The sequence below is a fragment of the Flavobacterium plurextorum genome (assembly GCF_002217395.1).
GTDB lineage: Bacteria > Bacteroidota > Bacteroidia > Flavobacteriales > Flavobacteriaceae > Flavobacterium > Flavobacterium plurextorum.
The window spans coordinates 38,524-52,010 of sequence record NZ_MUHD01000003.1; the positions used below are offsets into that span (position 1 = coordinate 38,524).

Genomic DNA, 13,487 nt, shown 5'->3' on the forward strand with positions numbered 1-13,487 from the left:
GAAATCTGTGGCAAAAAAACAATACTATAATATCTTTTATTTCTTAGGAAGAAGATCATCTAAATCAGACAATTTATAAAACTTAAGATCGTTTAGTTTCATGTACTTGCAGATAAACTCTAAAGTTTCAATTTTTACCTGATAATTTTCAGTTACATTTTTCACTGGTTTATGACCGCATAAAAGCAAAATTTTATTGTTTTTCTTTGCATAATCAAGCAATTCTAAAACATATGGAATACTAAAATGTATGTGGCTGTTATCGATATCAAAAGCAAAAACTATTTTAGAATTATTAAAATAGCTATTCTGTTTTTCTGGAACTTCGCCGCCAAAAGATCTTCCTCTAATAATTTTAAAATCGGCAGATAACGCTTTATCAAGCGCATCAGATCTTAAACCGTAAGGATATGCAAATGTAGTCACCTTAAAAGATTTATTTTTCATGGAAACAATCATTGGATCAATTTCCTGCTTCATATATTCATCGATTCCGTTTTTCTTTACAAACTTTACCGCATTATAATGATGATAACCATGACCTGCAATTTCATGACCTTCTTTTTGAAGCTGCAGCAATTTTTTTAGTTCAGGAGCTCCTATAGAATCGATTCTGCAAACATTAAAAGTAGCTTTCCATCCATATTTTTTCAAAGCTTGATCCGCCTCAAACCATTCATCGACATAAGCATCATCAAAAGATAAAATTACGCCTGCTTCATACGGTTTTGGTTCCGGTTTTCCTTTTTTGCTGTCGCAGCCCAAGAAAGTAAGAAACATTAAAAACACCATTATTTTGATAAAAAAAAGCTTCATAAACCGCGATCAATTAGTTAACAGTAAAGTTTTGATTGTTTTGTTGAATGATAAAATTAAGAGTCAAATATAAACTTTTTTTGAAATCATTTACTTACACTAGACATAAATAATATTCTCTCATATTCTCTATTATTTTTCTTGTAACAGGTTGTACTTTTAACTATTTTTATAGTCAATAATTTCTCCGCTTTCAGATGATTATAAAGAAAAAAGACACTTGGTTTAAAATGCTCTTTGAATGGAAAGGTTCTGTTCTGCCTCAGCTCCTTCCCAGACTTCTATTATTACTGTTGTTCTCTTTTACAGTAGTTTATTTTAAGCCTTATCTTATACAATACAACTTACATATTAATCCTGCCATTTTTACTTTGTTTGGTATCGCGCTTGCTATTTTCCTTGGATTTAGAAATAGTGTAAGTTATGACAGATTTTGGGAAGGCCGAAAACTTTGGGGCGCGCTGCTTAACGACACTAGATCTCTAGCCAGACAAAGCATTACTTTGATCAATGACAATGCTTATGAAGCAAAACGTGATAACTTTCTTAATTTACTAATTGCATTTGTTTACAGTCTGAAACATCAGCTTAGAGAAACAGATTCGGCACAAGACATGACGCGACTGCTTCCAAAAGAACTTGCAGAACAACTTAAAGAAGTACAATTTAAACCTGTCATCATTTTACGTGAATTAGGAATTTGGGTAAAAAATGCCAAATCTGAAAACAAGATTGACAGCATTACTCAACTTGCATTCGAAGAAAACCTAAACAAACTCTCCGATATAGTTGGCGGCTGCGAAAGAATCGCGAGCACACCAATTCCGTATACTTATAGTGTATTACTGCATAGAACCGTTTATATTTATTGTTTTTTATTGTCTTTTGGCTTTGTAGAAACAATGGGATGGATTACACCATTTATAATTGTATTTATTGCATATACTTTTGTAGCACTTGAAGCGATTGCTGATGAATTGGAAAATCCTTTTGGACTTCAGCCCAATGACCTTGCTTTGGACACAATGTCGCAAATGATAGAAAATACACTTTTAGAATTGAACAATAAAAAAGTAACTCCAATAAAAAATTCAAATGACTATTGTATCTCTTAACTTATAATAGCCAGCATTACAATTATATCTAATTATGAATAAAGTATTATTAGTTGAAGACGATCCAAGAGTTGCTTCCTTTATTAAAAGAGGACTTGAAGAACATCTTTATGAAGTTAAAACAATAGCAAAAGGTTTTGAAGCCATAAAAGAAGTTACCGAAAATGAATATAATATTATTATTCTAGACATTATGCTTCCTGATATTACAGGATTTGAAGTTTGCGAAGCCTTAAGAAGCAGAAAAATAATAGTTCCAATTCTCATTCTAAGCGCACTCGACACACCGCAAGAAAAAATAAAAGGATTACAAGCCGGCGCCGATGATTATCTCTCAAAACCGTTTATGTTCGAAGAACTGCTGGCAAGAATAAATGCTCAGCTTCGTCGTGCGGAATTTAGCAGCGGAATTCTAGATTTTCAATCCTATGCAGGAGTCGAAATTAATATGAAAGAACAAAGTGCTTCGAGAGACGGAAAGGAATTAAATCTTTCATCGCGAGAGTTAAAACTCTTAATATTTTTTATGAAAAATCGTGAAAAGGCTTTATCTCGAACTGCAATTGCTCAGGCTGTTTGGAGTATCGATTTTGATTCGACATCAAACACGGTAGACGTTTACATTAATTATCTGCGAAATAAAATAGACAAAAACTTCGCAGTCCCATTAATTCATACTATAAAAGGAACAGGATATATGCTCAAACAAAAGAGTCATGAATCTTAAAAACAAACTATCTTTAAATTCTACCCTGCTTTTTGCCTTTACGGTGGGACTTCTTATGGCAGGTGCTTTTTTCTTGTTTAGAAGTCACATGAAAGATTTGTACATCGATACGTTGGAAGATCACGCCATGACTACTGCCCTTTTTTACTTTGAAAAAGATGAAATTAAGGAAATCAACAACGAACGTTATCGACAGATTGAAATTCAATACAATAAAATCGACAACGAATCTATTCGCGTTTACGATGCCAAAACAAAACAGCTTTATGTACGCGACAATATTAATATGGATTTAAATGGTCAATATTTAGATCATATAATCAAAAACAAAATGGCGTCGTTTACTATAAATGACCGACAATTTGTTGGGTTATTCTATAAAGACAACCAAGGAGATTTTATAATTGTTGTTTCAGGAATTGATCGCGCCGGCAACAGACAGCTTGAAACATTGGGACTGATGTTCTTACTGTTCTATTTAATTGGCATACCTTTAAATTACTTTTTAGGAACTTTTTTGTCGCGAAAAACATTTCGCCCTTTTGAAGAAGTTATTGCCAAAGTAAATACCATAACTACAGAAAATCTTCATTCTAGATTAGAAATTCCGCAAACCAGCGATAAAGACGAAATTAAAGAACTTGCGACCACATTCAATTATCTCTTAGAAAGATTAGAAAGTGGTATTATGATTCAGAAAAACTTTCTCAAAAATGCTTCTCACGAATTAAAAACACCGCTTACTATTATTATTGGTGATATAGATGTTTCACTTCAGCAGCCAAGAACAAACGAACAATATCAAGATATTCTAAAATCGCTTCGAAATGATACTTTACACTTGAAAGCTACATTAGAAGGTTTATTAGTATTGTCTGGACTTGAACTTTCTGAGCCGCAGCAAATGGAAACGGTGAGAATAGATGAAATTCTGTGGAATGTTCTGGAGAAAAAAGCGATTGAATATCCTGAATCTAAAGTTTCTGTAAATTTAAATGCCGTTGCAAATCATGAAGATCTTCTTTCTGTTTACGTCAATAAACACATGATATTTATTGCCTTGTACAATATTTTAGATAATGCCATTAAATTTTCATCACCTGCACAAGTAACTGTTTTTGCGTCTGCAGAAAATGATAAACTTCTAATAAAAATTACAGATCAGGGACCTGGAATTTCAGATCATGATAAAGAGGCTATTTTTGATCTTTTTTTTAGAAGCGATAATACACGCCATATACAAGGACAAGGATTAGGACTTTTTATAACCATGCAGATACTAAAACTTCATAATATCAAAATTACGGTAGATTCTGAACTCCAAAAAGGCACTTCATTTTCTCTTTTGTTTCCTTAAAAAATTCTTCATTTTTAAGGAAACCAGCATTAACTTACTTCACTCTTTTTTGCAATCCGTAACACTGGCTTAACACTCTAATCTTTTTCTAATCTACTTTAAACCTAACTCTAATCTATTAATTTTCATTGTTTTACATAAAGTATTGATTTTAAAGAGTTAAATCATTTTCATTAATATAACACCTTAGTAATTTTAAGATAACACTGAATAGTTTTATGATTTTAAGTTAACAAAAGCGTTAAATCCGATCGAAACAAACTGAGTTTCTTTGTCAAATAAAAACTAAAAATAATGACAAAACTAAAACTCTTTTTTTCGGCTTTAATGCTCCTTACCGTAGGAAACATTTTTGCTCAAATTACAACTTCATCTTTAACTGCAAAAGTTAATGACGGAACAGGTCCTTTAATTGAGGCCGAAGTTACTCTTACTCATTTACCTACAAACTCAGTTTACAAAGCTGTAACTGACAAACAAGGCCGATTCAGTTTCGAGAATTTAAGTGCTGGAGGTCCTTATGAATTAGAAATTAAAAGTGCAGACACTAAAGATTATTCAAATGCAAATATACATTTAGCTCTTGGTGACAACGATTTACCTGCTATTGTTGTAAATAAAGCAGATAATACTGTATTGGCAGAAGTTGTTATTACAAGCTCAAAACCTTCTTCTAAAAATAACGGAACTAGTATTAACGAAAAACAAGTAAATGGTCTTCCGTTAATCAACAGAGGAATTCAGGATGTTACAAAACTAGTTCCGCAAAGTTCAAACAACTCATTTGCAGGAACCAATTTTAGATACAACAACGTAACTATAGATGGTTCTATCAATAATGATGCAATTGGTTTCAGTCCATCATTAGGCGGTCAATCTGGTACTTCTGGTATGCCGGGAAGCAGTACACGCTCAAACTCAATAAGTCTAGATGCAATACAAGATATTCAAGTTTATATTGCTCCTTACGATATTAAACTAGGAAACTTTTTAGGAGGAAGCGTAAATGCCGTTACTCGCAGCGGTACAAATACAGTAAGCGGATCTATTTACAGCTACGGAAGAAGCGCCGCAATCACGGGACCTAATAATGCAGGGGACGGCTCAAAAATGCCAAGTGCTTTTGGAGATTACCAAGTTGGTTTTAGATTAGGTCTTCCAATTGTAAAAGACAAACTATTCTTCTTTACCAATATGGAATATGCTGAAAGAACTGATCCTTTATTTTACAATGCAGGACAAACAGATGCAAACGGAAAAGTAACTTCGTTGATCGATAATGCGACCGCAGAACAAATATCAAATTTTGTTAAAACCAATTACGGTTTTGATCCAGGAACATATGGTTCGTACAACAACTTTTCTAAAAGTCAAAAATTCTTCAATAAATTAGACTGGAAAATCAGCAATAAACATTCTCTTTCATTAAGAAATAACACAGTAGTTTCTCAAGCTTCAAACCTAGAACGTGATGCGGCAAACTTTAGATTCTCAAGTATGGATTTTACACAAAAAAATCAAGCTGTCAGTACTGTTTTAGAATTCAAAAGTCATTTCAACAGCCAATGGTCAAACTCCTTCATTGCAAGTTATTCAGCTATTAAAGATTATCGTGATCCAAAATCAAGCAATATTATGTTTCCCCAAACAGAAATTGGTTATAATGGAGGAACAATATTCTTAGGAAATGATCGTGAAGCGACTGTTTTTAATATGAAACAAAACACAACTGAAATTACTGATAACCTAACGTACAAAACAGGAAATCATACTTTATTGTTTGGAACACACAACGAATTCTACGATATTAACTACGGTTTTGTAAATGCTCTTAACGGAAGAGTTTCTTATAAATCTCTTGCAGATTTCTATAACAAACTGCCTACTCGTGTTCGTGGTACTTATCCGTTCGACGGTTCAACAAGAGATGAGATCTTTAATAATCCTTATGCAAAATTCAAAGTAAACCTTTACAGTGTTTATGTACAAGACGAAATTAGAATTGGCAGTAAATTAAAAGTTACTCCAGGAGTAAGAGTTGATTATACAGATATGCCGACTAAGCCAAACTTAAGCCCGCAAGTTCAAAACTCTCCTGCCGATCCAAACTATGGAACTACATATTCTTACACGCCTTTAAGCCAAATAAAAAACAACTTCTTCAGTACAGCATTAATTTCGCCAAGAGTTGGATTTACTTATAATGTAGACGAAGACAAAACTCTAGTTATAAGAGGTGGTTCTGGAGTATTTACAGGAAGAGTTCCTTTTGCATGGTTAGGATATGCTTATTATAATGATGGTGTAGGTTACGGAAGCTACGATAAAAACAATCTAACTCCAGCGCAAGTTGCTGCTGCAGGAGATCCTTTAAAAGCTAATGGTTTAAACGGTTATCACGATGCAACACCAAAAGTACAAGCAGATTTAATTGATAATAAATTCAAAATGCCTGCAGTTTTAAGAAATACACTTGCAATTGATAAAATTATCGACGGTTATAAATTTACTACTGAAGGAATGTATACAAAAGTAATTCGTGACCTAGAGTTTCAACAAGTAAATAAAACAGATAATCCGTATTATTTCTCATACGATACAAATCATCAAATGCCTATTTACGCTGCAAACATCAATCCTGCATTTTCAAATGCTTACTTACTTTCAAATACAAATAAAGGATATCGATACAGCATTACTGAAATGATTACGAAAACTTACGACTTTGGTCTTAACTTCATGGTAGCTTATACTTACGGAGATTCTAAAGATGTTACAAACGGAATTCGTAACTCAATGGAAAGTAACTTTCAAATGAACCAATCATTAACGCCAAATGATCCACAATTAGCAACTTCGAATTTCAATATTAAACACCGAATTGTTTCTAATGTTGGATATGCTGTAAAACTTGCTGATAATAATACTTTCTCTGCAAACGTATATTTTAATGCACAATCAGGAAATCCATTCTCTTGGGGATTTGTAAATTCAACAATTGCAGGAACAGGACAAGCAGCAGGATTGGCTTATATTTTTAAAGATGCAGCAGAAGCAGCGAAATATATTGGAGTAAATGCAGCAGGAGTTCCTTCAGCTACAGCGGCACAGCAAGTTGCAGACTACGAAGCTTTCATTAACGGACATGATTATTTGAAAAGCAGAAGAGGAACATTCACACAAAGAAATGGCGATACTACACCATGGAACATTCAAGCTGATTTGAAATTAATGGACGAAATCAAAGTTAACAAAGTTGGTACATTCCAAATTTCTTTCAGCATGGCAAACGTTGGAAATCTAATCAACAAAGATTGGGGAAGAAGCTATTTTGTTCCAAATACCTATAATTCAACAGCAAGTCTTGGGTTAACAAAATCAGGAAATATTGGCGGAACTGCTACTGGCGATCCTACTTATACTTTCCAAAAACCTACGTCAGCACCATATACTGTAGATCAATTAGCCTCAAGATTCCAAGGACAGCTTGGACTTAGATATTCGTTCTAAAAGATTTTGTTTGATTTTTTTTGATTATCCTTCAGTTCCACCTTTAATGGAACTGAGGGATTTTTTTTTATCTAAATATGCGTCAAATTGAGTAATCATTTAAAACATGTTTCAATCAGCGTTTTTGCGACAGCAAATCAGTATAATCAACTTCTAAAATTAAGTCGAAATAAATTTAACACCTCCATCATTATTTAAGATTTAATGCTTAAATTGGTGATATGGAAACAAATCCGGATGTACTCATTATTGGCGGCGGACTAGCCGGTTTGACTGCGGCTATACATTTGTCTCAAAAGAAACTAAGAGTAATCTTGATCGAAAAATCCAGTTATCCTAGACACAAAGTCTGCGGTGAATATATCTCTAATGAAATTCTTCCCTATTTGCAATGGCTTGGCGCCGATGTTTCAGAACTAAATCCCACCAGCATTTCAAAATTTGAATTTACCGCCAGTAACGCGAAAAAAGCTTCTGCACCACTTTCATTAGGAGGTTTTGGCGTAAGCCGATATACACTCGATAATTTCTTATATCAAAAAGCATCAGCCCATAATTGTACTATTATTAATGAGACTGTTACTAACGTATCTTTCAACGACGATACATTTACCATAAATACTTCAAATCAAACTTTTAATACTAAAATAGTTTTAGGTGCTTTTGGAAAAAGATCAAACATAGATCAAGTTTTGACAAGAAGCTTTATTCATAAAAAATCGCCTTGGTTAGCTGTAAAAGCACACTATTCTGGAAGTTTAGACGATGATCTTGTTGCGCTTCACAACTTTAAAGGAGGTTATTGCGGAGTTTCTAAAGTCGAAAACAACGTCATAAACATCTGTTATCTGGCAGATTATAAAACCTTCAAACAATACAAAAACATTGACGATTATCAGCAAAATGTACTTTATAAAAACAAACATCTTAAAGCCATTTTTGAAAACAGTAAAATACTCTTTGACAAACCGTTAACCATAAGTCAAATCTCGTTTGATAAAAAACAAGCTGTTGAAAACCATATTTTAATGATTGGCGATACAGCCGGACTTATTCATCCGCTTTGCGGCAACGGAATGGCGATGGCAATTCACAGTGCCAAAATTGCATCAGAATTAATCTTAGAATATTTTTCGGGACAGCAGATGTCTCGTGAAATATTAGAAAAAAAATATACCAAAGAATGGAATATTCATTTTGGAAAAAGAATGCTTTGGGGCCGAATTCTAGCCCAAATCTTAACTCATAAAACGATTACAAACATACTTGTTACAATAGCTGCAACGTTTCCTAAAGTAATATCAAGAATAATAAAACAAACACATGGCAAAACAATAGCAATTCAGTAAATGGCCGTAAGCACTCAATATAGAACACTCGCTCCTGAGATTATGGATGATTTTTCTCTTCAAGGAGAAGAACTTCAAGCTGCACTTGACCAAATTGCACGTATAAATCAATTGCTTGGCGGCAACAAACTTACTCTTCACGGAATAAAACAATTGTTAAAAAAGACAGATACTGCCAAAACAATAACAATTGCTGATATAGGCTGCGGCAATGGTGACATGCTGCGAATACTGGCCAAATTTGGAAAAAAAAATAATCTCAAATTTAAACTTATCGGCATTGATGCAAACGCTTTTACAATAAAATATGCCCAAAATTTATCTAGAGAATATCCTAACATCCAATATTCCTGCGAAGACATTTTCAGTCCAGAATTTAAAAATTTAAAATATGATATTGTATTATGTACCTTGACTTTACATCATTTTACCAATGTCGAAATATTAAATATAATTACTACCTTTAATAATAATGTTGAGGTTGGAATTATTATTAACGACCTGCATCGCAGCAAACTAGCTTATCACCTTTTTGAATTGATCTGTGTTCTTTTTAGTTTGAATAAAATGTCGCGTGAAGATGGACTAGTATCTATTTTAAGAGGATTTAAAAAAAGTGATCTGGAAGAATTCTCAAAAAAACTAAACTTAAAAAACTATACCATAAACTGGAAATGGGCATTTCGCTATCAATGGATAATTACTAAAACATGAGTGTAAAAATAGTAACAGTTGCCAAGCAGCTACCGCAATATTCAAGAGAAACGTCCGAAATAATTCCAATGCTGGAAAGTTGGCTTCATGGACAAGACGAACGCTTCATAAAAAAAGTCAAAAAAATATTTGAAGGCGCCGCCGTAGACAAACGTTACTCAATAATGGATCCTGAATCCGTTTTTACAGCAACCTCGTTTGAAGATAAAAATGATATTTACAGTCGGGAAGTTATCATACTGGGCGAACAGGTTTTGCAAAAAGCACTCAAAAAAGCCAATTGGAATCCCGAAACTTTAGACTATATCATTACGGTAAGCTGTACCGGAATAATGATTCCGTCTTTAGATGCGTATCTTGTCAATAAAATGAAATTAAGGCAAGATATTGTGCGGCTTCCAGTAACCGAAATGGGTTGTGCGGCAGGAATATCTGGAATAATTTATGCTAAAAATTTCCTAAAAGCCAATCCCGGAAAACGTGCTGCAGTGATTGCTGTAGAATCGCCAACAGCAACTTTTCAGCTTGATGATTTTTCAATGCCCAATATCGTAAGTGCTGCTATTTTTGGCGATGGCGCAGCTTGTTGTTTATTGTCCTCCTACGAAGAAGATTCTGGTCCCGAAATACTCGATGAAGAAATGTATCATTTTTATGATGCTGAACATATGATGGGATTTAAACTCACAAATAATGGTTTAAAAATGGTTCTCGATATAGAAGTACCTGAAACTATTGCCTCCCATTTTGAAGATATTATTCATCCGTTTCTACAAAAGAATAATTTAAAAATTGAAAATATAGATCATATGATATTCCATCCTGGCGGAAAAAAGATCATTAATAAAGTGGAGTCACTTTTCTCAGAATTAGGAAAAAACATAAACTCAACTAAAGAAGTACTTAAACAGTATGGCAATATGTCGAGTGCCACAGTATTATACGTTTTAGAACAAATTATGGACGAAAATCCGCAAGCAGGAGAAAAAGGATTAATGCTCAGTTTTGGTCCAGGATTCTCGGCACAACGAGTTTTATTGCAATGGTAATATTGCATAAAACGAACGCGGATTTTACTGATTCGCTTTCGCGAAAACGCGGATTTAAACGGATTTTAAAATTGAAAAACGTTGATTTTTTGTTCTAATTTAACTGTAAACAGAAAATTATAAACATTGCCCAAGGTTTCAACCCTGGGCTATAGAATAAAAAAAAATCTGTTTTAACCCGCGTCTTTACGAAGTAAACCCGTAAAATCCGCGTTCAATCAAACATCAAATCATTAAACAAAATAAATCATGATCTTAGAGAATATTATAGCACAGTTACCATACAGTAAACCTTTTCTATTTGTAGATGAATTACTTCAGGTCGATGAAAATAGTGTTATTGGAACTTATACTTTTAAAGAAGATCTTGATTTTTATAAAGGTCATTTTAAAGATAATCCTGTAACTCCAGGAGTAATTCTCACCGAAACGATGGCGCAAATTGGCATGGTCTGTCTTGGTATTTATCTCTTAGGGGATAACTTTAACAAAGACACCGTAATTGCTTTTACATCAGCTGATATGCAGTTTTTAAAACCTGTTTATCCAAACGAAAAAGTAACAGTAACTTCTCAAAAAACATTTTTCAGATTTGGAAAATTAAAATGTGATGTAGTAATGACAAACGAAGCCGGGCAAGAAGTTTGTAAAGGCGTTTTGGCTGGTATGATTACAAATAAATTATGAGCAAACGAGTTGTAATAACAGGATTAGGCGTTGCCGCTCCAAACGGAGTTGGAATCACCGAATTTAGTCACGCCATAAAAAACGGAATATCAGGAATTCGGCACGATACTCAGTTGGAAGAACTTCAATTCTCTTGTCAGATAGCAGGAAAACCTAAAATCTCTGAAGAATTAAAGGCGCAGTATTTTACAGAACTGGAACTTCGTGGTTTTAACAGCACAGGTATTTTGTATGGTGTTATTGCAGGTATCGGAGCTTGGAAGAATGCAGGATTAGCTATAGAAATTAACGACGATCCTGATTGGGACAGTGGAATCATTTTTGGCTCTGGTACATCAGGAATTGATAAATTTCGCGAAAGCATTTATAAAATTGATGAACTTGAGGTTCGAAAATTAGGCAGTACTGTTGTGGCTCAAACCATGAATAGCGGTATTAGCGCTTATCTTGGCGGTAAATTAGGACTCGGGAATCAGATTACCACAAATTCGTCTGCCTGCTCAACAGGAACCGAAGCTATTTTAATGGCGTACGACCGCATTCAATCCGGACAAGCAAAACGTATACTGGCGGGAAGCACTGGAGACAGCGGACCTTATATTTGGGGCGGATTTGATGCGCTTCGCGTTTGCAGTTCAAAATACAATGATAATCCTGAGAAAGGCTCACGACCAATGAGTGCCTCAGCTGCAGGGTTTGTACCTGCAAGTGGTGCAGGTGCATTAGTAATTGAAGATTTAGAAAGTGCCTTGGAACGTGGCGCGACTATTTATGCTGAAATATTAGGAGGAAATGTAAACTCAGGCGGTCAACGCGGTAACGGAAGTATGACAGCTCCCAACAGCACAGCTGTACAACGCTGCATTACAGATGCAATTAATAATTCGGGAATTTCTGCAGTTGATATTGATGCTATAAACGGACATCTTACCGCAACTACAAAAGACAGTCTTGAAATTGAAAATTGGACCAAAGCATTAGATCGAAAAGGAAATGATTTTCCGTATATCAATTCCTTAAAAAGCATGACCGGACATTGCTTAAGTGCCGCAGGAAGTATCGAAAGTATTGCCGCAATATTACAGATTCATGAAGGCTTTATATTTGGAAATATCAATTGCAATGATCTTCATCCCGAAATTACTGCATTGATTGATCCACCTAAAATACCTTTAAAAACAATAGAAATTAGTCCAACTATAATTGCCAAAGCCAGTTTTGGTTTTGGTGATGTAAATGCCTGTATAATCCTTAAGAAATTTTCATAGCAGATTACAAATTATAGTAATAATTCTAATTCATTTGAAAAAAAACATAACCCAAAACTAAAAACCAATATGAACAGAGAAGAACTTATCGCTAAACTAAAATTGATTATAAAACCATATACAACTAATACCGAAGCGTATGATAATCTTAATGAAAATACTGATTTCATTAAGGATCTAAATATCAATTCGGCTAACTTGGTTGATATTGTGCTGGATATCGAAGAAAACTTTGATGTAGTAATTGATAATACCGATATGGAACGTATGCTCAATGTAAAAGCTGCCGTAGAAATCATAGAAACTAAGTTATCCGAAAAATGATTGGTAATGATGTTATAGATATTCAGCAATCGCGACAGGAAAGCAACTGGCAGCGTAAAGGTTTTATACAAAAACTATTTACACTAGAGGAACAATTGCTCGTTTCAAATGCACCAAATCCAGAAATTATGGTTTGGCAGCTTTGGAGCATGAAAGAAGCGGCTTATAAAATTTATAACCGACAAACCAAAATAAGGGAATACATTCCGCAAAAACTCGTATGTTCGATCACATCACAAAACCAGAATACTATTACAGGCATTGTTACTTGTTTTGAAAATGTTTATTATACCAAAACAACGCTTTCTAAAGACCATATTCATACTATTGCAGTCAATATTTTAAAAAATCTAAATGATGTGACAGAAATCGAAAGAAACTCTATTCTAAAAGATAAAAATGGTATTCCCTACTTACTCACTTCTCAAAATACAATTCAGAGCGTATCAATAAGTCATCACGGACAATTTGAAAAAGTGGTGACTATTCTTTAAAGTAAATAAGACGCCAGTGGAGTAAATTATTTGTAGAATTTCAATAAGGCAAATAAAAAAGCTCCATAGGAGCGGAA

Annotated in this window: 12 protein-coding genes; 11 read left to right on the forward strand and 1 reads right to left on the reverse strand. The window is 34.0% G+C overall.

The window, feature by feature from the left end:
- Positions 1 to 36: 36 nt before the first annotated feature.
- Positions 37 to 780, reverse strand: coding sequence for a polysaccharide deacetylase family protein (locus B0A81_RS01275; RefSeq protein WP_233206976.1), 744 nt, complete (start codon positions 778 to 780; stop codon positions 37 to 39).
- A gap of 233 nt (positions 781 to 1,013) precedes the next feature.
- On the opposite strand from B0A81_RS01275, the gene B0A81_RS01280 reads away from it, so the two are divergent.
- The 11 genes from B0A81_RS01280 (at position 1,014) to B0A81_RS01330 (ending at position 13,410) form a co-directional block, all read left to right on the forward strand.
- On the forward strand, positions 1,014 to 1,931 hold the full coding sequence (locus B0A81_RS01280) for a bestrophin family protein (RefSeq protein WP_089056320.1): 918 nt from the start codon (positions 1,014 to 1,016) through the stop codon (positions 1,929 to 1,931).
- Between the two features lie 34 nt (positions 1,932 to 1,965).
- The gene (locus B0A81_RS01285) at positions 1,966 to 2,658 is read left to right on the forward strand and encodes a response regulator transcription factor (protein ID WP_089056321.1); all 693 of its coding nucleotides are present in this window, start codon (positions 1,966 to 1,968) and stop codon (positions 2,656 to 2,658) included.
- Positions 2,648 to 4,015: a sensor histidine kinase gene (locus tag B0A81_RS01290; protein ID WP_244281203.1), complete on the forward strand. Its 1,368-nt coding sequence runs from the start codon at positions 2,648 to 2,650 to the stop codon at positions 4,013 to 4,015. Before B0A81_RS01285 ends, B0A81_RS01290 begins: the two co-directional genes overlap by 11 nt.
- 294 nt (positions 4,016 to 4,309) lie before the next feature.
- Positions 4,310 to 7,525: a TonB-dependent receptor gene (locus tag B0A81_RS01295; RefSeq protein ID WP_089056323.1), complete on the forward strand. Its 3,216-nt coding sequence runs from the start codon at positions 4,310 to 4,312 to the stop codon at positions 7,523 to 7,525.
- Positions 7,526 to 7,746: 221 nt separating this feature from the next.
- Positions 7,747 to 8,874, forward strand: coding sequence for an NAD(P)/FAD-dependent oxidoreductase (locus tag B0A81_RS01300; protein WP_089056324.1), 1,128 nt, complete (start codon positions 7,747 to 7,749; stop codon positions 8,872 to 8,874).
- Entirely contained in the window at positions 8,875 to 9,588 is a 714-nt protein-coding gene (locus B0A81_RS01305; RefSeq protein ID WP_089056325.1) for a methyltransferase domain-containing protein, read from the forward strand. It begins immediately after the preceding gene.
- Positions 9,585 to 10,637, forward strand: coding sequence for a type III polyketide synthase (locus tag B0A81_RS01310; protein WP_089056326.1), 1,053 nt, complete (start codon positions 9,585 to 9,587; stop codon positions 10,635 to 10,637). The genes B0A81_RS01305 and B0A81_RS01310 overlap by 4 nt, the downstream gene beginning before the upstream one ends.
- Before the next feature lie 249 nt (positions 10,638 to 10,886).
- Complete coding sequence (locus B0A81_RS01315; RefSeq protein ID WP_089056327.1) at positions 10,887 to 11,324, forward strand: 3-hydroxyacyl-ACP dehydratase FabZ family protein; 438 nt, start codon at positions 10,887 to 10,889, stop codon at positions 11,322 to 11,324.
- Positions 11,321 to 12,592: a beta-ketoacyl-[acyl-carrier-protein] synthase family protein gene (locus B0A81_RS01320; RefSeq protein WP_089056328.1), complete on the forward strand. Its 1,272-nt coding sequence runs from the start codon at positions 11,321 to 11,323 to the stop codon at positions 12,590 to 12,592. Before B0A81_RS01315 ends, B0A81_RS01320 begins: the two co-directional genes overlap by 4 nt.
- Positions 12,593 to 12,661: 69 nt before the next feature.
- Positions 12,662 to 12,916, forward strand: a complete 255-nt coding sequence (locus tag B0A81_RS01325; protein ID WP_089056329.1) for an acyl carrier protein — start codon at positions 12,662 to 12,664, stop codon at positions 12,914 to 12,916.
- A complete protein-coding gene (locus B0A81_RS01330; RefSeq protein ID WP_089056330.1) occupies positions 12,913 to 13,410 on the forward strand; it encodes a 4'-phosphopantetheinyl transferase family protein in 498 nt (165 codons plus the stop codon). The genes B0A81_RS01325 and B0A81_RS01330 overlap by 4 nt, the downstream gene beginning before the upstream one ends.
- The last annotated feature ends 77 nt before the right edge of the window (positions 13,411 to 13,487 follow it).

What these genes read in the sequence shown, in the direction of transcription:
- B0A81_RS01330 (WP_089056330.1), top strand. Translation starts at nt 12,913, where the DNA reads ATGATTGGTAATGATGTTATAGATATTCAGCAATCGCGACAGGAAAGC.
- B0A81_RS01305 (WP_089056325.1), top strand. Translation starts at nt 8,875, where the DNA reads ATGGCCGTAAGCACTCAATATAGAACACTCGCTCCTGAGATTATGGAT.
- B0A81_RS01285 (WP_089056321.1), top strand. Translation starts at nt 1,966, where the DNA reads ATGAATAAAGTATTATTAGTTGAAGACGATCCAAGAGTTGCTTCCTTT.
- B0A81_RS01315 (WP_089056327.1), top strand. Translation starts at nt 10,887, where the DNA reads ATGATCTTAGAGAATATTATAGCACAGTTACCATACAGTAAACCTTTT.
- B0A81_RS01280 (WP_089056320.1), top strand. Translation starts at nt 1,014, where the DNA reads ATGATTATAAAGAAAAAAGACACTTGGTTTAAAATGCTCTTTGAATGG.
- B0A81_RS01295 (WP_089056323.1), top strand. Translation starts at nt 4,310, where the DNA reads ATGACAAAACTAAAACTCTTTTTTTCGGCTTTAATGCTCCTTACCGTA.
- B0A81_RS01300 (WP_089056324.1), top strand. Translation starts at nt 7,747, where the DNA reads ATGGAAACAAATCCGGATGTACTCATTATTGGCGGCGGACTAGCCGGT.
- B0A81_RS01310 (WP_089056326.1), top strand. Translation starts at nt 9,585, where the DNA reads ATGAGTGTAAAAATAGTAACAGTTGCCAAGCAGCTACCGCAATATTCA.
- B0A81_RS01275 (WP_233206976.1), bottom strand. Translation starts at nt 780, where the DNA reads ATGTTTCTTACTTTCTTGGGCTGCGACAGCAAAAAAGGAAAACCGGAA.
- B0A81_RS01320 (WP_089056328.1), top strand. Translation starts at nt 11,321, where the DNA reads ATGAGCAAACGAGTTGTAATAACAGGATTAGGCGTTGCCGCTCCAAAC.
- B0A81_RS01325 (WP_089056329.1), top strand. Translation starts at nt 12,662, where the DNA reads ATGAACAGAGAAGAACTTATCGCTAAACTAAAATTGATTATAAAACCA.
- B0A81_RS01290 (WP_244281203.1), top strand. Translation starts at nt 2,648, where the DNA reads ATGAATCTTAAAAACAAACTATCTTTAAATTCTACCCTGCTTTTTGCC.